This window comes from Pseudomonas sp. TE21394 (genome assembly GCF_054057835.1).
Map to the genome: position 1 here is coordinate 4,736,450 of NZ_JBSRZR010000001.1, position 18,855 is coordinate 4,755,304.

The following is an 18,855-nucleotide window of genomic DNA, read 5'->3' on the forward strand; positions in this document are numbered from 1 at the left end:
TCTGGCGTCGGTTTAGCGCTCGCTGATGGCTCGCAGGTTGTCGGAGGTGAAGAAGTCGCGCTTCAGGCGAGGGTTGCCACTGTCTTCGGTGATCCAGCGAATATCGTTCTTGCCTGCCCCGATCGAGGTCATGTCGAAGAGGTAACGACCATCGGCCAGGTTGTACTGGACCTGCGCCTGCACGTCGCAAGCGCCGGTCTCGAACACGGGAATCGAGAAGCCTTCACGCACCTTCCAGATCTGCCCTTGCTTGTCGAAGTCCACGGCCAGCAGCGGGTTCCAGCTGTCCTCGTCGATGTAGAACATGCGCTTGGGCGCTTGGTGGCGCATGCCTTGGCGAACATTGGCCTCGACGACCCAGACGCGATGCAGCTCATAGCGACGCTTCTGCGGCGCGATCGAGTCGTTGCCGGCGAACGCCTCCACCTTGGCGGCGGTGTCGTAGGCACCGAAATCGTTGTAAGGCACCAGCAGTTCCTGCTTGCCGACCAGCTTCCAGTCGAAACGGTCCATGGTGCCGAAGAACACGTTCGCCTCGTCCACGGTGTACTGGTTGTCGAGGCCGATCTGTGGTGCGTCGTAGGAATACGACGGCATGCGCCGCACGCGACGCTGGCCAGGGAAGTAGTAGAAGGTCGTGGCCTGCTCGCCGGCCACAGCCGTTTGCACGGCGGATTGACCGGCCAGCGCAGCGGGCTCCAGGTAGTTGAAGAAGGTCGCGTTCTCCAGCCGACCATAGGAAGAGAAAAGCGCGCTCCCCTTTTTACCCCAGGGGGTCAGGAAGAAGGTGTCGGTCGACTGGCGCAACCATTCCCCGCCCTTGCGCGGAGAAATGCCGGAAATGCTGCGGGGAATTTCCACGCCGACGCCGCGATAGCGCATCTTCATGTTCCACATCACCTCGGCCCCGGTGTTGGGCATCGGGAACGGGATACCGGGTACATGGGCTTCTTCGAGGGCTACACCGGCAGCGTCGAGCTTGGCAAAGCCAACGTTCTGCCTGGTATTCTCGATCACGAAGTCCGGCGCGCTGCAGGTACGACGGGTTGGGTAGACATCCATGCGATAGCCTGGAACTTTCTTGAACAGTTCGAGCTGTCCTGGGGACAGCTTGCTCGCATGCTGTGTCGCATTGTTCGCGTCGATGCTGTAGAGGGGCTTATCACCCTTGAACTTCCAGTGCTCCCCTCGTACCTGGCCGTAACTCCAGCCCGCCCCCTGCTGCCCTGGTTGTGCCCAGGCCGGAATATCCCCGCTTGAACTCGCTGCGCTCTCACCGCCCAGAGGGTTCAGCTTCGAACCCAGCGCCTCAGGCCCCTGGGTCGCTGCCTGAACCGAACAGATCGCGGTCGATACCGCGCAAGCCAGCAGCAGTTGCCTGAAAACACGGCGAGCGGACACTTCACTTTGCAGCCGTTCAGTCACTTCTTTCATCGCAGGATCCTCAACAAAGGGCTTTGACCGTGGCTCGGTTTTCCAGACGGAAAACCAGCCCTGTCACATCTCATGATCAATTGACCTGATCAATTGACCATGTCGCAAGATCATGACGCAAGCCATATGCCAGAATCCCAATAAGTGAATATATTCCTTGTATATCAATTAGTTAGAACATGTTCACTGCGGTGAACGCAGTGCTTTCATGCACCATCATGGGAATTATCGAAACAAGTGTTACCAAAAGATGATGCACGGCTGGGCATCACGACACCGGCTGACGCGTGCCAACCACCTGACAACCGTACGGCGCATGAAAATGCCCGAAAAAAAACCGCCCAGAGGGGCGGCAAAAAAGCAGGCCTGTGGCCCGCCATGGAGTAAACGTTATCGGCAATGCACGAGCGACTGAGACGAAACCCGCCTGGAGCGCTCAAGCGCGCCATAGGCGTAGTACAACTGCACGATCGAATAGGACCAGGTCAGGAAGGCGAAGGTCATGAAGACCATCTTCGTGTCATCGCCCGGAATCGGGAAGAAGTCATAGCGCAGCGCCACCGTCAGCCCCGCCGCCGCGCCCAGCACGGTGGCCAATGCATGGAACACCTCCCCGGCACGTGCAAGGCGCCAGGTGAAGTGGCACAGGTATAACGTGTAGAGCGACCACATGAGCACGTAGAAGTACGCCAATGAATCGTCGACGATGCCAGACAGGTAGTAGACGAAGGTGGCGGCAAAACCGGCCAGGAACAGCAGCAGGTCCTTTGCCATGGAAGGCTTGTAATCGTGGGTAACCGCCATCAACCCCAATGTTGCGATGACAGGTACGCCCACTCCGCGCGAAAAGGCATCGAGAAAGATCGCGACGTTGTAATTGACCTGCCAACCCGTCGCGATGAACGTCGTGAAATTCGATGCGGAAATCCCCACGATCAGGAACTCCAGGCCAAGCAGATAATTCTTCCGCCTGACGAATGCCACGCCATAACCTAGCCCGCAAACTACCAACAGGATGCACGAAACCAGTGCACCTAGATCTCTGAGTTCCACGATAACCGCCTCTGTAATAATGCCGCGCCACGGCCATGCGCCATCGAGGCGCCGGCACTGTTCAGTTTTTCAATGCACTGTCTTTGCGCACTTTTTTATCGGTCCAGGCATCCAGCAACCGGGCCGCTGCAAACGCTGTGTTTATGGCGCACCACTGGAAGGGTTCGGGCAGCATGGACGGTGTCTTGTGCTGTAATGCCGAAAGCAGTGGCGGCTTTTGGCCGTTGATTCTCTGGGCGAACAGCGAGCCCATGAGCGATTGCGTCGCAAGGCCATGGCCCGAACATCCCGCCGTATAGAAAATGTTCTGTTGCGCCCCCGTCGTGCCGATGACGGGCAGGAAATCGTAAGCCCCACTGACATACCCGCTCCAGCAGTGCTGAATGCCAAGGCCTTGCAGACCCGGAAAGCGTTGGCGCAACACCCGCGCCAACGCGGCATAGGCGCTGTAGTCCGGAATATTGGGGGTCTTGGAGCCGTAGGCGTAGCCCAACTGTTTGACCGTCAACACCAGGGTGTCATGCGCTGTCAGGCGGTGGCTCTCCATCGTGTAGTGCGGGGTGATGATCCCTTCTCGCCCTCTCCATCCCAGTGCAGCCAACTGCTCCGCCGACAGGGGCTCGGTTTCGATTGCCGATACGCGAATCGGCGCAACTTTGTTGCGCAACAGCCCCACCTGAGGCGTATAGGCGTTGGTTGCCATGACCATCACAGGCGCGGTTGCAGTGCCGAACGGGGTCTTGCAAGTGATGACTTGCCCTTCACTGTAGGAAACCAACGGGGTGCGTTCGTAGAGTTTTACGCCGGCCTGGATGGCCGCACGGCGCAGGCCACCGATGTACTTCCCTGGGTTCAGGGTGCCACCGCGCTGCTCGCTGCCAAACAGAAAGGCAGGTGGGAGCCCGCGGGCGCGCATCTCGGCCTGGTCCACGAAACGGGTCACAGAGCCCAATGTGTGCCCAAGCGCCATGTTCGCGCGCAGCCGCTTTTCCTGGCCCGGATGCACGGCAGCTCGAATAACCCCCGAGGGGGTGTAGTCACAATCGATGCCCAACGCCGCGAAACGCCCTTCCACATACGTGACAGCCTCGTCGTAGAAACTGACGAACGCCCTGGCCTGTTCCAGCCCCACGCGCTTGACGAAGACTTCGCACTCGATTCCCATGCTGCCGAGCAGGTAACCGGCATTGCGCCCACTGGCACCGAAACCGGCGAACTCCTGCTCCAGCACGATGACGCTCGCCCCAAGGGCTGACAGCTCCAGGGCCGTCGATAAACCGGCAAAACCGGCCCCTATCACGATCACATCGGCATGCGCGTGACCTTTCAATTCAGGTTGCAGGTCGACTGGACGTTCCATCCACCCGCCGAGGCTGCGAAACCTAAATGTTTCAGAACCGTTCCCGGCCAAACTGTTCGACGCATTCATTCACTTCGCTCCAGGGAAGTCTGCCAAGGGGAAGGGTTAGAAGCCTTTGCCTGGCTCGGAGAAAGACGCCATGCCCAGAAGCTCTTGTGGGTCGCGCATCTGCCCATCGATTTCAACCCAACCCAGCAGCGTGGAGCTGGCACTCCAACCCAGCAGACGTTGCAGTTGCGCAGGGAGCTGCCGAACACGCTCAACAGGAATGGACAGGAAGTGGTTTTCTTCCAGTCGCAGGAAAGCCAAGTCATACGCCATGGTCAGACCGGTGCGAGGCGTTGAGGAAGTATTGGCGCCACCACCGTGGTAGACCGACCCCATCCATAGCAGCGCGGAGCCTGCCTTCATTTCGGCGGCGATGGTTTCTTCCTGTGTTGGCATGCGCTCGTCATCCCATTGATGGCTGCCGGGAATGACACGTGTCGCACCGTTCTCTTCGGTGAAGTCCGTAATGGCCAGCATGATTTGCAGCCGCGCCTCACGACCATATTGCGGATGCCGCCAGAGCGATGTGGCATCGTCGCGATGCAGAGGCTGCAAACCCTGGCCTGGGCCGATCTGGATAGCCTGGGTGATGCTGAGTTGGATATCCGGCTCGATCTCGACGCGGTCGCTTCCGACCCAGACATGGGTAGGTGTTTGCAGGATCTTTCTGGCGGACTCGAGAAACAACGGATTCAGCGCCACCTCTACCGCCGTGTCGCTTCGCCCGAGGATTCGGGCGACGCGGCGTGTCTGGGTGCCGGCAAAATAAGGGTCCATACCGCAAGGCGTGACATTCAAAAAGGTGTCCAACTCCTCGGCCAGGGCCTTCAAGGTGCCCTCCGAGACAAAGTTGGAAATGATCACGGCCCCGTCACGCTTGATGATTTCCACTACCTGCTCGACCGGTGTGTCGCTGCTGACCGTCGAAAGTTTCCGTTTATCCATTTGTGCATTTACCTGTGTGCTTTGGGTCATTGTTTGTCAGCGGACCTGCGCCCAGGGCCCAGGCTACAAGTTGCCGTAAGGCACCCCGCGCTCACCTGCCACCAGCGCCGAAAACCAGCGCTACCGATAAGAGAGATCGATTGATCAATTGACATGATCAGGTGATCAAGTCTGATGACCAAAGCAATTCACGTGCCGTTTTCCTGACCCGCGCCAGCGGCCACGCGAATTCGGGGGCGAGCGCCTGGCCTGGCCGATGCACGGTGATACCGGCGTTCCCAAGGCGGTGCCTTGCGGTGTTCACCCGGCACACCAAGCTGTGTATTAACGAAACACTTGTTATCTAAACCTTCCAGGGAAGGAAAACACGCAACCCAACCCCTGACGCTCAATCACGTCGACACATGGATCGGGGAACAACCATGCGTTAGCATTCGTCACCGCCGAGACCGGACCCGATGGCTGGCGGCAATACCGAAGAGGGAGAAATGCCCAATGGCTCGAATAGGCGCTGAATTGCGCAGACAAGACTTTATTGAAGCCACCGTGAAAGTGATCGCGGAACATGGAGTAGCCAACGCCACCACTCGCCGTATCGCGGCCGAGGCAAATTCTCCGCTGGCTTCGTTGCACTACGTCTTCCACACCAAGGACGAGCTGTTCTATGCGGTGTACGAGTCCTTGATCAACATGCCACGACAGTCGCTGCAGCACGTGCCGACAGGTGCCACGCCAGCGGAATCGGTTGGGGAAATGTTGCGTCAGCTCGTCAACTGGTTTACTGCCCACCCTGACTTGGCGACCACACAGTTCGAGCTGTTCGTCTGGAATTTGCGCAACAACCCAGACATGGCAAACAAGATCTATACCGTGTCCATCGAAGCGATAAAGCAGGCGATCGAAAAGGTTGCAGGCCCTACCTTGGACGAGGCCAGGCTGATTACCCTCAGCCGCTTGCTCATCAACCTGTTCGACGGTTTGATGCTCGCCTGGTCCGCCCATGGCGACCGTGAACGCCTGGAGGCAGAAACCGAAACCGCCTGCCAAGCGGTGAAACTGCTGGTGGCCAGTTACTGATCCACGTGGCCTGCGCCGCGCTGCGCAGAGATCGAGCGGCTAGCGCTGATCCGCTGTGGGAGACCGCGCCAGCCGCTTGTTCTTTGGGCGGCGGCGCAACCCGGGTGGGCCGGGGTGACCTCCCACAAGGCTTCCGTACGCCTTTTAGCCGCTCACCACCATCGGCCTGGTTCCTTCATCACCCGACCTGACCAAGGTCCGCCAGCATAAAGGTGCAAATCATCCTAAAACGATAGCGATCTGGTGCATTTTGCACCTTGTCGCGTGCGATGGGCCGCCCTATTCTGGTCAAACGATCAAGTCAAAAGATCAGTCTCTATAACACAACAATAGGAGGCGACATGTCCTCTCACACTGCTCTTCCGGTTGAGCCGCTCGATATTTTGATCATGGGAGCCGGTGTGTCTGGCATTGGTGCGGCGGCCTATCTGCGGCGTCATCAGCCGCACAAACGTTTTGCAATTCTCGAGTCCCGCGAACGAATGGGCGGCACCTGGGACCTGTTCCGCTACCCTGGCATTCGCTCCGACTCGGACCTGTACACCTTCGGTTTCGACTTCAAGCCCTGGACCAAGGCAAAGTCCCTGGCGGACGCCGCAGACATTCTCGAGTACCTGCGAGAAGCCATCGACGAATATGAACTGGCCTCCTTCATCCAGTACCGGCAGAAAGTCGTTTCGGCGAACTGGCAGAGCGACAAAGGGCTCTGGACAGTGAGCATCGAGGATGGTCACACGGCAGAAACCCGCACCGTCGAGTGCCGCTGGTTGTTCAGTGCAGGCGGTTACTACCGCTATGACCAAGGGTTCAGCCCACGCTTCGAGGGCACGGAGGCGTTCAAGGGACAGATCATCCATCCCCAGCACTGGCCGGAAAACCTGAACTACACAGGCAAGCGCGTCGTCGTCATCGGCAGTGGTGCAACAGCAGTGACCCTGATTCCAGCCATGGCGGACAAGGTCGCCAGCATCACCATGCTGCAGCGCACCCCTTCCTACATCATCAACCAGCCGGCCAATGACTCCGTTGCAGCGTTCCTGCGCAAAATCCTGCCTGCGCAAACCGCCTACTCCCTGACGCGCTACAAGAACGCCAAGATCACTCTGGCTTTCTGGGCATTCTGCCAACGCTTCCCCAAGCTTTCGAAAAAGCTGCTGCTGTGGCTGACCCGCAAGGAATTGCCCAAAGACTACCCGGTCGACGTGCATTTCAACCCCCCTTACAACCCGTGGGACCAACGCTTGTGCTCGGTCCCCGAAGGGGATTTGTTCAAAGCGATCAGCGCAGGCAAAGCCGACATCGTCACCGATCATATCGAGCGGTTCACCGAGTCCGGGGTATTGCTCAAATCGGGCAAGACACTGAAAGCCGACATCATCGTCACCGCCACGGGGCTGAACGTACAGCTGTTCGGTGGCATCACCCTGCACAAGGACGGCAGACCGGTAGTGCTCAGCGAAACCCTGGCCTACAAAGGCATGATGCTCTCCGGCGTGCCCAATTTCGCCTTTGCCGTGGGCTACACCAACTCGTCCTGGACCTTGAAGGTGTGCCTGCTGTGCGACCATTTCTGTCGTCTGTTGGGCTTCATGGACAAACAGGGCCACAACGTCTGCGAACCCAAGGCGCCAGCCGGTATCGAGACCCGTCCCTTGCTGGACTTTGGCGCCGGCTACGTGCAACGCGCCTTGGACAGCATGCCGCGCCAAGGGCCGCGTGAGCCCTGGGTGATGTCGATGGACTACTTCCGCGATGTCAAACTGCTGCGTCGGGGCAACGTTGCCGACAAGTGCCTCTCGTTCACCACAGTGCCCAACGCGCCCTTGCACGCTGGTGTCATGCTGCAGCAACAAGGTAGCCGTCAATGAGCGCCGATCGCTTCTGCGAGCTACCGGGGGAGCGCAAGCTCTGCTATCGCACCCACGGCCCTGAAGACGCCCCGGCGGTCCTGCTCATCGTCGGCCTGGGGCTGCAATTGACCTACTGGCCGCAACCGATCATCGCTGGCCTGGTCGAGCGTGGGTTCCGCGTCATCACGCTGGACAACCGTGACTCGGGCCGGTCGTTCTTCACCGACGTGGTACCGCCCACGGCCATGCAGCAGTTCCTGCGCAAGCGCACTCCCGGCTATGACCTGGGCGACATGGCCAATGACGTGATCGGGCTCATGAACGGCCTGAACCTGGAAACGGCGCACGTGGTGGGGATGTCGATGGGCGGCATGATCGCCCAGACCCTGGCCGCCCGCTACCCCAGGCGCGTCAGGACGCTCACCTCGATCTTCTCGACCACCGGCTCGCTGCGCGCAGGCCAGCCGGCATTCAAGGCTATTCGGCAGCTACTGCGCCGCCCGCCGCGCAGCGAGCAGGAAAGCGTTCGCGACTACCTGGACATCATGCGCCTGATTGGCTCGACCCTCGAATGGAATGAGCGCGCCTTCCGTGACTATGCCCTGCTGGCCTGGGAGCGAGGCGGTGGCGAGGCCAGCAACATCGGCACGGCCAGGCAGGTCGGCGCGATCATCAACTCCGGCGACCGCACCCAGGAACTGCAGCAGATTCGTTGCCGCACCCTGGTCATCCATGGCGATGAAGACCTCATGGTCGCAACCAGCGGCGGGTACGCCACGGCCGCGGCTATCCGGGGTTCCAGCCTGGTGCTGCTACCCGGAATGGGGCACGACTTCCCGCCTTGCCTGTCAGGCACGCTGCTTTCCCTGCTGGCAGGGCACATGCGCTAACACAGTTTTCGTTTAGGGGCGGGTTGCTTGGCCGCCCCTCTTTTTATTCCACCAGAGGCTTCTCGCAACAGGTTTAACCCAAACACAAAACAACAACATTCCAGTTTCAAGCACACCCGAGCCGCGATGACGGCCTGGCGCGATGCTCCTCTACTGCCCGTTCAACAACGACAACAACTGAGCAAGAGGTACGTATGGAATTCCAGTTCTTACTCCCCACCAAAGTCGTGATGGAGCCAGGCCTGCGTGAGCGCACTGGCGAGCATCTGCGTGAATTGGGGCTCAAGCACGTTCTGATCGTCACGGATGCCGGGGTTAAAGCCGCCGGGCTGCTGAACCGCGTTTACGCCAGCCTGGAAAGGTCGGGCATTTCGTTCGATGAAATCACGGACGTGAAGGCAAACCCTCGCAGCGAAGACATCAACCGTGCGGCACAGCTGTACCGCGGCAAAGGTATCCAGGGCCTCCTGGCCATCGGCGGCGGCAGCGCGATGGACGCGGCCAAGGCCATCAGCCTGCTGCTGACCCACGAGGGCCGGATCGAAGACTACGAGGGCTCTTTCACCCTCAAGCATGCCATCCCGCCTATCGTCGCCATCCCGACCACTGCGGGCACCGGCAGTGAAGTGACCTGCTTCGCCGTGATCACCGACACCGTCCGCCATTTCAAGATGAGCGTCCAGGATTACCGGGTCGGGCCCGTTTTGGCACTGCTCGACTCCCATATTCTCGACACGCTGCCCACGCCGATTGCCGCCGCAACCGGCATGGATGCCCTCACCCACGCCATCGAAGCCTACACCGGTCGCATGTCGAACCCGATCAGCGACGGCCTGGCGCTGCACGCCATCCGCCTGATCAGCCAACACCTCAAGCCCGCCGTGCTGGAGCCTGGCAACCTGCACGCCCGCGAGCAGATGCTAGTGGCCAGTCTGATCGCCGGCATGGCCTTCGGTAACGCGGACGTTGCCAGCGTGCACTGCATCTCCGAAGCCATCGGTGGCATGTACGACACCCCACACGGGGTGGGCAACGCGATCTTCCTGCCGTTCGTGTTCGGTCACAACCGCGATGCCGACATCACCCGCCACGCCCAGGTCGCCTATGCGCTCGGGATCGACCCCAACCTCTCGCCGGCCGAGGCCGCCGAGGCCGCTGTCGGTTACCTGTTCCAGCTGAGCAAGGACCTGGGTATCCCCCGCTTCGCCGAGGTGAAGGGCGTGCGCGAGGAAGACTTCCTGACCATCGCTGAAAAGTCGAAGAAAAACTTCTCCGACGGCAGCAATGCCAAGGAAATGACCGTCGAGACCTACCGCGAAATCGTCACCACCGCTTACCACTTCGTAGCGTGAGGGATGTCAGTCATGAGCGAATCAACCCCTGGCGCTTCGCTGAAGCGCACCCTGGGTCCGTTTTCGGTACTGCTGTTCGGCCTGGCATTCCTGGCCCCGTTGATCGTCTTCGGCACCTATGGCGTGATTACCCAGGCCAGCGGCAACACCACCGCGATGGCCTACCTGATCGCGGCGACTGGTGTGGTATTCACGGCGTTGAGCTATGGCCGGCTGGTCAGGGTATTCCCGGTGGCCGGTTCGGCCTACACCTATACCCGCAAGATGCTGAGTGCGAACCTCGGCTTCATGGTGGGCTGGGCCGCCCTACTCGATTACTTCTTCATCCCGATGCTGATCTGGCTGCTCGGCGCCAGCTACCTCAACATGGCGTTTCCAGAGGTGCCGCAGTGGGTGTGGATCATCGGATTCATCATCTCCACCTCGCTGCTGAACGTGCTGGGTATCCAGGTTGCCAACCGTTTCAACGTGCTGTTGATGGTCGCGCAACTGGTCATCATCGTCGTGTTCATCGGCCTGTGCGTGCACTATATCGTCGCGGCCAATGGCCCTGGCGGGCTGTTATCGGCCAAGCCGTTCTTCAACCAGGATGTGCCCTTCGCCACCAGCATGGCCGGCGCCGCCATCGCCGCGTACTCGTTCCTGGGCTTTGACGCGCTGTCCACGCTCAGCGAGGAAACCCGCGACCCTGGCCGCACACTGCCGCGCGCCATCCTGCTGGTCGCGTTGACCGGCGGCGCGGTCTACGTCGGCTCCTCGTACTTCATGTACCTGGCGCACCCCTCTCCCACCTTCGAGTTCGTGGACGGGGCGGCCTTCGCAATCGCCCGCATGATCGGCGGAGACCTGTTCTTCGCCGTGGTCCTGGCGGGGATCATCATCGCCCACTTCGCCGCAGGCATGTCATTCCAGGCCAGCGTGGGCCGGCTGCTGTACGCCCTCGGCCGGGACAACCAACTGCCACGCAAGCTGTTCGGGGCCTTGCACCCTCGCTACAAGACCCCGGTCTTCAACATTCTGCTCTGCGGCATTTTCGGCACCGCAGGTTTTGGCCTGACGATTGCCACCGCGACGTCCCTGGTCAATTTCGGCGCTTTTCTGGCCTTCACCGCCGTCAACCTCTGCGCGTTGCGGCTCACCTTCGACGCACGCGTCAAGGATGGGGCTGGCCTGCTGCGCGGTGTGCTCTTCCCACTCATCGGCCTGGTCACGGCCGGCTGGATGCTGGCCAGCCTGGATAAAGACGCACTGATCATGGGTTGTAGCTGGCTCGCCCTGGGCGCGGTGTACCTCGCTTGCCGGACCAGCTTCTTCCGCAACCCAGTGCCTGACGCGCTGGCATAGCGGCCACCTTCCAATCGAATGCCCTGACCACAACCACAAGGCAAGGCCCTGGCCTTGCCGTTCAATGGCGAGAATCGACATGCAAACCAAACTCTTGATCAACGGTGCCCTGGTGGCCGGCGAAGGCGAAAACCTCGACGTGTACAACCCATCCCTGGGCAGCGTCCTGGTACAGACCGCCGAAGCCAGCCGCGCCCAGGTCCATGCCGCGGTGCAAAGCGCGGATGCGGCCTTCGACGCCTGGTCGCAAACGCCGCCCAAGGACCGCGCGGCACTGCTGCTCAAGCTCGCTGACAGCATCGACGCCCAGGCGCCGGTGTTCGCCCGCCTGGAGGCAGACAACTGCGGCAAGCCGTTCACCGCCGTGCTGCAGGACGAGCTGCCTGCCGTAGCCGACGTGTTCCGCTTCTTTGCCGGCGCCGTACGCTGCCTGCAGGGCTCGGCGGCGGGCGAATACATACCGGGCCACACCTCGATGATCCGCCGCGACCCGGTGGGCGTGGTCGCCTCCATCGCGCCGTGGAACTACCCCCTGCTGATGGCGGCCTGGAAACTGGGCCCGGCCTTGGCCGGCGGCAACACCGTCGTGCTCAAACCGTCGGAACACACACCGATGAGCACCTTGAAACTGGGCGAGTTGCTCGCCGACATCTTCCCCGCCGGCGTGGTCAACATCGTCCACGGTCGCGGCGCCTCGGTGGGTGAGCCGCTGACCAGCCACGCCCAGGTACGCATGGTGTCGCTGACCGGCTCCGTGCGCACCGGCAGCCGCATCATCGAAGGCACCGCCGACAGCGTCAAACGCATGCACATGGAGCTTGGTGGCAAGGCACCGGTGTTGATCTTCGACGATGCCGACATCGACGCCGCCGTCGATGGCATCCGCGCCTTCGGCTTCTACAACGCCGGCCAGGACTGCACCGCCGCGTGCCGCCTCTATGTGCAGAAGGCGGTGTACCCGGAGTTCGTGCGCAAGCTCGGCGAAGCCGTGTCCAGCATCAAGTGTGGCCTGCAGGATGACCCAGCGACCGAAATGGGTCCGCTGATCACCCAAGAGCACCTGGAGCGTGTCGAGGGCTTCGTCAACCGTGCCAAGGAACTGCCGCACATCGAGGTGGTCACCGGCGGCAAGCGCGCTGCGGGTGGTGGCTTCTTCTTCGAGCCGACGGTCCTGGCCGGCGCCACGCAGGAGGACGAGGTGGTGTGCCGTGAAATCTTCGGCCCGGTGGTGACGGTTACGCCATTCGAAGACGAAGCCCAGGCACTGGCATGGGCCAACGAGTCGGACTACGGCCTGGCGTCATCGGTATGGACCGCCGATGTGGGCCGCGCCCATCGCCTGGCTGCCCGCCTGCAATACGGCTGCACCTGGGTCAACACCCACTTCATGCTGGTGAGCGAAATGCCCCATGGCGGCGTGAAGCTGTCCGGCTACGGCAAGGACCTGTCGATGTACGGGTTGGAAGACTACACCGTGGTCCGTCACGTGATGTTCAAGCACTGACCGCCCACGTCCCGGATAGCCCAGATCATTTTTTCAAGAGGTTTGCATGAACAACATCGAGACGTTCGAAAGACTCGAGTCCAACGTGCGGATGTACTGCCGTGACTTGCCGCTGGTGTTCGATACCGCCCAAGGCAGCAAGATCCGTGGCGAAGACGGCCGCGAGTACCTGGACTTCTTCGCTGGCGCCGGCGCCCTGAACTATGGCCACAACGACCCGCGCATGCGCGATGCCTTGATCGCGTATCTGTCGTCCAACGGCGTGACCCATGCCCTCGACCTGCACACCACCACCAAGCGCCAGTTTCTCGAAGCGATCGAGCGCGACCTGTTCAAGCCACGCGGCTGGGACTATAAGGTGCAGTTCACCGGCCCGACCGGTGCCGACGCCGTCGAGGCGGCGTTGAAGCTGGCGCGCAAGGCGACGGGGCGTACCAGGATCGTCTCGTTCTACGGGGCTTACCACGGCATGACCGCCGGCGCCCTGGCCGTCACCGGCAACCGCACTCGCCGTGGCCCTGGGCTTTCCACCGACGTGGTGTTCGTGCCGTACGAAGACAGCCCCTACGGCGAATTCGACAGCATTGGCTTCCTCGAGCGCCTGGCCAGCGACCAGGGCAGCGGCTCGGAGCTGCCGGCGGCGGTGATCGTCGAGTCCGTGCAGATCCAGGCCGGCGTCTACCCGGCTTCCAACGAATGGCTGCAACGCTTGCGCAAGTGGACCAGCGATCACCGCGTGTTGCTCATCTGCGACGAAATCCAGGCCGGCTGCGGGCGCACCGGCGACTTCTTCGGCTTCGAGCGCTCCGGGGTGGTGCCGGACCTGATCACCTGCGCCAAATCGATCGGCGGCTTCGGCCTGCCGATGGCGATCGTGTTGATTCGCGCCGGGCTGGATATGTGGCAACCGGGCGATCACATCGGCACCTTCCGCGGCAACCAACTGGCGTTCCTGACGGCCCAGATCGCGCTCGGCTATTGGCGCGACCAGTCGTTCCTGAAGTTGCTGGCATCCAACTGCGCGGCCATGGAGCGCGCGGTCGCCGGTTTCGCGGAAATTCCTGGCGTCGGCTCCGCGCGCTGTCGCGGCATGATCGCCGGCATCGACTTCGGCCGCGGCAAAGTCGCATTCGCCAAGGATGCCCAGCAGCGTGTGCTGCAGGCGGGTGTGCTGGTCGACCGCTGCGGCCCGAACGGCGAAATCATCAAGCTGATGCCACCGGTGAACACCCCGACCGACCAGCTCGAAGAAGGCCTGAAAGCCTTCGGCGAAGCGGTCGCGGCAGCGTTTAGCCAGTAACTGCAGGGGCCTGCGGTGCGGCCTGTATCGATACAGCGCCGCATGCAGGCCCATCGCATGCAGTCGACAACCCGTCCGTGGCAGGAAATCACGCCAATGAGCAACGTCACTTCAACCATCCAGAATGACTTGGCTTCATTCATTCACCCCAACACCAACCTGGCGCAGCACCAGGAAACCGGCCCCCTCGTGATCGCCGGCGGCGACGGCGTGCGGGTCTTCGATGAGCAAGGCAACGCCTACATCGAGGCGATGTCGGGCCTGTGGAGCGTTGCCTTGGGCTTCAGTGAAAAGCGCCTGGTCGACGCCGCCGTCGAGCAGTTCAGGCAACTACCCTACTACCACAGCTTCAGCCACAAGACCAACGCCCCGGCGGCGGCGCTCGCTGCCAAGCTGGCCGAGCTGGCGCCGGGCGACCTGAACCATGTTTTCTTCACCAATTCAGGCTCCGAAGCCAACGAGTCGGTGGTGAAGATGGTCTGGTACGTGAACAACGCGCTGGGCAAACCGCACAAGAAGAAATTCATCTCTCGCCAGCAGGCCTATCACGGCGCCACCATCGTCGCCGGGAGCCTGACCGGCATCCCCTCGATTCATCGCGACTTCGACCTGCCGGCCATCCCGGTTCACCACCTGACGTGCCCGAACTTCTACCGGTTTGCCCGGCCTGGGGAGACGCAGGAAGCCTTTTCGGCCCGCCTGGCGAATGAACTGGAGCGCTACATCCTCGCCGAAGGGCCGGAAAGCATTGCCGCCTTCATCGGCGAACCGGTGATCGCAGCGGGCGGCGTGATCCCTCCTCCCACTGGCTACTGGGCGGCGATCCAGGCAGTGTGCAGGCGCTACGACATTCTTGTGGTGATCGACGAGATCGTCACCGGTTTTGGCAGGCTGGGTACGATGTTCGGGGCTCAGCTGTACGACATCCAGCCCGACATCATGGTGCTCTCCAAGCAGCTCACCTCTTCCTACCAGCCGCTGGCGGCCGTGGTGGTGTCCGATGTCATCAACGATGTACTGGTAAGCCAGAGCCAGCGCCTGGGGGCATTCGCCCATGGCCTGACCTGCACGGGCCACCCCGTCGCCACCGCGGTTGCGCTGGAAAACATCCGCATCATCGAGGAGCGCGACCTGGTTGGCCATGTCCAGCGCCTGGCCCCCATGTTCCAGCGCCACCTGCGCGCGTTCGAAGACCACCCGCTGGTCGGCAACGTCCGAGGCGTCGGGCTGATGGGCGGGATCGAACTGGTTGCGAACAAGGCTACCGGCAAACCGTTCGCCCAGCCAGGTGCACTGGGTGGCTACGTGTTCAAACAGGCCCACAAGCATGGGCTGATCATTCGCGCCCTCTACGACACGATCGCGTTCTGCCCGCCGTTGATTACCACGCAGGGCGACATCGAAGCGATCTTCAGCGCCTTCGAGCGCACGTTGGCTGACGCAACGGACTGGGCCCGATCGCAGAACCTGCGGTGAGCAAAGGCTCTCCTGTGGGGCATCACATAAAACAACAATCAAGAGGCTTTGAACGTGCGCGAACAAAATGATGAAAGTTTCGAGTTTGATGTGTCCGTGGTCGGGCTCGGTGCGATGGGAACGCTCATGGCACACGCGTTGCTCAAGCAAGGCAAACGCGTGGCGATCTGGAATCGATCACCCGGCAAGGCTGCGTCGCTCATCGCCGCTGGCGCTCACCTGTGCGACAGCGTTGAAGCCGCGCTGGTTGCAAGCCCGGCCACGATCTTCGTGCTCCTGGACAGCCACGCGACCCACGAGGTGCTCGGGATGCCAGGTGTGATGCATGCACTGGCCAACCGTACGGTCGTCGATTACACCACCAACGCCCAGGACGAGGGACCGGCGCTTCAGGGCCTCGTCAATCGGGCGAGCGGCCATTACGTCAAAGGAATGATCGTGGCCTACCCGCGCAACGTCGGCCATCGCGAAAGCCACAGTATTCATACCGGCGATCGTGAGGCCTTCGAGCAGCACCGGTTGCTGCTTGAAGGGCTCGCCGGCCATACGGTGTTCCTTCCCTGGGGCGAAGCATTGGCCTTCGCGACCGTGCTCCACGCCCATGCGTTTGCCGCAATGGTTGCGTTCTTCGAAGCCGTGGGTGCGAGCGAGCGGTTTGGCCTGCCGGTTTCGAAGACAGCCAGGCTCCTGCTCGACACGTCACGCTTTTTCGTCGCCGACGCACTCGAGGAAGCGGCACGCCGGCTCGAAGCGCAGGATTTCGCAGGCGACCAGGCGAGGCTCGATGTACATGTAGATGCCTTCGCGCACATTGCCCAATCCCTGCATGCACAAGGGGCCTGGACGCCAGTGTTCGACGCGGTGTGCCAGGTCGCGCAGCGCGCGGCATCAATGGGCTATGGCGACCAGGACATTGCAGCCATCACCCAGTCATTCGCCCACGACAAAGCGTCCGGGCAATAACCGCGTGATACAGGCCTTTCGGATCGGACCTGACGACAACAACAATAAAATCGCTGGAGGATAATATGCGCCGATTTGGCTTTCTACTGGCCGTGTTGACGCTGGCCGTTTTCCTGAGTGCCCTGCTTGCCCCCAGGCCTTCTCTCGTCAACCGAGCGGCGGCGCAGCACATGGGGCATGCGATCAGCAGCATCGGGGAGATCTTCAGGGGTTACTAAGGAAAGAACCCGGCCGCTGGCACGCATCCTCCAGCGGCCGCAGGTGATCAATGATCGACCGCAGCGCTGGCGCCAAGGCCGGTCTGGCCCCTTACGAACTGGTCGGCGAACGCCGCCCTTTCCGCCTTGGCTCGCGCAGTCCGGTCCAGCCGGGAAACGCCATACGCCACGGCAAACGCCAGCGGCATGGAGAACAGCGCAGGCTGGGTATAGGGGAACAACGGCTCGGCAAAGTGCAACACATCCACCCACACCAGCTTGGAAAACACCACGAAGCCCATGGCGCTGACCAACCCCACGTAGCCACCAGCCAACGCGCCGCGCGTGGTCAGCCCCGACCAGAACATCGACAGGAACAGCACCGGGAAGTTGGCCGACGCGGCGATGCCGAACGCCAGCGCGACCATGAAGGCCACGTTGATGTTTTCGAACACGATGCCCAGAGCTATCGCCACCAACCCAAGCCCGAGGGTGGCCAGCTTGGTCACCCGCAACTCCTGCGACTCGCTGGCCGCGCCCTTCATGATCACCCGCGCATAGAGGTCATGGGCGATGGCCGAAGCACCCGCAAGCGCCAGGCCTGACACCACGGCCAGGATGGTGGCGAAGGTCACGGCAGACAAAAAGCCCAGCAGCAGGTTGCCGCCAACCGCCTGGGCCAGGTGCATGACCACCATGTTGCCCCCGCCCAGCAGCTTGCCACCCACCTGCCCGCCTTCGAAGAACTGCGGCTGCTGGCTGACGATCACGATCGACGCCAGGCCCAGCAGGAAAATGACGTTGAAGAAATAGCCGATGAACCCGGTGGCATAGAGCACCGACTTGCGCGCCTCACGGGCATCGCTGACGGTGAAGAAGCGCATCAGGATATGCGGCAGCCCGGCGGTGCCGAACACCAGCCCCAGGCTCAGCGACAGCGCGGTCAATGGGTCGGCCAGCAGACTGCCGGGCGCCAGCAGGCGCTCGCCCAGGGCATGGGTGCCCATGGCCTGGGTGACCAGCGTGTCATAGCTGAAGTCGAACTCGCGCAGCGCCAGGAACAGCACCAGCGAACCGCCTACCAGTAGCAGGAATGCCTTGATGATCTGCACCCAGGTGGTCGCCACCATGCCGCCGAAGGTTACATACAGCATCATCAGCGCGCCAACGATCACCAGGGCAATGTGGTAGTCCAGGCCGAACAGCAACCTGATCAGTTGCCCGGCCCCGACCATCTGCGCCACTAGGTAGAAACACACCACGGTCAGCGAGCCGATGGCGGCCATGGTGCGCACCTTGCCTTGGTCGAGGCGGTAGGAGGTAATGTCGGCGAAGGTGAAGCGGCCCAGGTTGCGCAGCCGTTCGGTCATCAGCAGCAGCAACACCGGCCAGCCGGCGAAGAAGGCGATGAGGTAGATGTAGCCATCCATGCCGGAGGTGTAGATGAGCGCGGTAATCCCCAGCAACGTCGAGGCGGACATGTAGTCACCGGCCAGCGCCAGGCCGTTCTGCCAGCCCTGGATGCCACCACCTGCGCTGTAGAAATCCGCCGTCGAGCGGGTACGACGCGCCGCCCACCAGGTGATGCACAAGGTGAACAGCACGAACACCATGAACATGCCGATGGCATGCAGGTTGAACGGCTGACGCGGGCCCGCGTCGAGCGCGGGCGAAGCCAGCAGCAGGCCAGAGTGCAGCAGCAGGGCCAGAGGCAATATTTTTTTCATGCGCCCTGCTCCTCTTCCAACCCGCTGAGTAACGCCTGGGTCAGGCGATCGAACTCGCCATTGGCCCGGTACACGTAGAACGCCGACAATGCACAGAAGAACACGAACAGGAAGGCGCCGGCGGCGACGCCGACGGTCATGTTCGATCCTTGGGTCAGGCGCCTGGCTATCAGTTCGGGCCAGAACGAAACCAACCCGATGTAGCCATAGAACGTGGCCAGGATCAGTACGAACAGGCTCAGGGTGAAACGGTTTCTGCGCGCCACCAGTTGCTGGAACCGGGCACTGGCGCGAACCCGCGCATATAACAGGCTGGACATGGGACACCTCGATCA

Annotated in this window: 15 protein-coding genes; 9 read left to right on the plus strand and 6 right to left on the minus strand. The window is 61.7% G+C overall.

Annotation, left to right across the window (positions count from 1 at the left end; translation table 11 throughout):
• Nucleotides 1-12: 12 nt before the first annotated feature.
• The 4 genes from ACVWZT_RS21760 to ACVWZT_RS21775 form a co-directional block, all read right to left on the minus strand.
• Nucleotides 13-1,434, minus strand: coding sequence for a DUF1329 domain-containing protein (locus ACVWZT_RS21760; RefSeq protein ID WP_457471324.1), 1,422 nt, complete (start codon nt 1,432-1,434; stop codon nt 13-15).
• 390 nt (nt 1,435-1,824) lie between these two features.
• Nucleotides 1,825-2,487, minus strand: coding sequence for a hypothetical protein (locus ACVWZT_RS21765; protein WP_457471326.1), 663 nt, complete (start codon nt 2,485-2,487; stop codon nt 1,825-1,827).
• Nucleotides 2,488-2,548: 61 nt separating this feature from the next.
• The gene (locus ACVWZT_RS21770; protein ID WP_457471328.1) at nt 2,549-3,916 is read right to left on the minus strand and encodes an NAD(P)/FAD-dependent oxidoreductase; all 1,368 of its coding nucleotides are present in this window, start codon (nt 3,914-3,916) and stop codon (nt 2,549-2,551) included.
• Nucleotides 3,917-3,952: 36 nt separating this feature from the next.
• The gene (locus ACVWZT_RS21775; protein ID WP_457471330.1) at nt 3,953-4,840 is read right to left on the minus strand and encodes a phytanoyl-CoA dioxygenase family protein; all 888 of its coding nucleotides are present in this window, start codon (nt 4,838-4,840) and stop codon (nt 3,953-3,955) included.
• Nucleotides 4,841-5,335: 495 nt separating this feature from the next.
• Between ACVWZT_RS21775 and ACVWZT_RS21780 the strand changes: the two genes are divergently transcribed.
• From ACVWZT_RS21780 to ACVWZT_RS21820, 9 genes are all read left to right on the plus strand, one after another.
• On the plus strand, nt 5,336-5,917 hold the full coding sequence (locus tag ACVWZT_RS21780; RefSeq protein WP_457471332.1) for a TetR/AcrR family transcriptional regulator: 582 nt from the start codon (nt 5,336-5,338) through the stop codon (nt 5,915-5,917).
• Between the two features lie 341 nt (nt 5,918-6,258).
• Complete coding sequence (locus ACVWZT_RS21785; protein WP_457471334.1) at nt 6,259-7,785, plus strand: flavin-containing monooxygenase; 1,527 nt, start codon at nt 6,259-6,261, stop codon at nt 7,783-7,785.
• Nucleotides 7,782-8,657: an alpha/beta fold hydrolase gene (locus tag ACVWZT_RS21790; RefSeq protein ID WP_457471335.1), complete on the plus strand. Its 876-nt coding sequence runs from the start codon at nt 7,782-7,784 to the stop codon at nt 8,655-8,657. Before ACVWZT_RS21785 ends, ACVWZT_RS21790 begins: the two co-directional genes overlap by 4 nt.
• A gap of 194 nt (nt 8,658-8,851) precedes the next feature.
• Nucleotides 8,852-10,009 (plus strand): iron-containing alcohol dehydrogenase, encoded by a 1,158-nt coding sequence (locus ACVWZT_RS21795; protein WP_457471337.1) that lies wholly within the window; start codon nt 8,852-8,854, stop codon nt 10,007-10,009.
• A gap of 12 nt (nt 10,010-10,021) precedes the next feature.
• Complete coding sequence (locus ACVWZT_RS21800) at nt 10,022-11,353, plus strand: APC family permease (RefSeq protein WP_457471339.1); 1,332 nt, start codon at nt 10,022-10,024, stop codon at nt 11,351-11,353.
• Nucleotides 11,354-11,432: 79 nt separating this feature from the next.
• Nucleotides 11,433-12,857: a gamma-aminobutyraldehyde dehydrogenase gene (locus ACVWZT_RS21805; RefSeq protein WP_457471341.1), complete on the plus strand. Its 1,425-nt coding sequence runs from the start codon at nt 11,433-11,435 to the stop codon at nt 12,855-12,857.
• 46 nt (nt 12,858-12,903) lie between these two features.
• Entirely contained in the window at nt 12,904-14,157 is a 1,254-nt protein-coding gene (locus tag ACVWZT_RS21810; protein WP_457471343.1) for a diaminobutyrate--2-oxoglutarate transaminase, read from the plus strand.
• Between the two features lie 96 nt (nt 14,158-14,253).
• The gene (locus tag ACVWZT_RS21815) at nt 14,254-15,633 is read left to right on the plus strand and encodes an aspartate aminotransferase family protein (protein WP_457471345.1); all 1,380 of its coding nucleotides are present in this window, start codon (nt 14,254-14,256) and stop codon (nt 15,631-15,633) included.
• Nucleotides 15,634-15,687: 54 nt separating this feature from the next.
• Nucleotides 15,688-16,596: an NAD(P)-dependent oxidoreductase gene (locus ACVWZT_RS21820; RefSeq protein ID WP_457471347.1), complete on the plus strand. Its 909-nt coding sequence runs from the start codon at nt 15,688-15,690 to the stop codon at nt 16,594-16,596.
• Between the two features lie 265 nt (nt 16,597-16,861).
• Here ACVWZT_RS21820 and ACVWZT_RS21825 read toward each other — a convergent pair whose 3' ends face one another.
• A complete protein-coding gene (locus tag ACVWZT_RS21825) occupies nt 16,862-18,520 on the minus strand; it encodes a cation/acetate symporter (protein ID WP_457471348.1) in 1,659 nt (552 codons plus the stop codon).
• Nucleotides 18,517-18,840 carry a DUF485 domain-containing protein gene (locus tag ACVWZT_RS21830; protein ID WP_457471349.1) on the minus strand — a complete coding sequence of 108 codons (324 nt, stop codon included), beginning with the start codon at nt 18,838-18,840 and terminating at the stop codon, nt 18,517-18,519. Before ACVWZT_RS21830 ends, ACVWZT_RS21825 begins: the two co-directional genes overlap by 4 nt.
• Between the last annotated feature and the right edge of the window lie 15 nt (nt 18,841-18,855).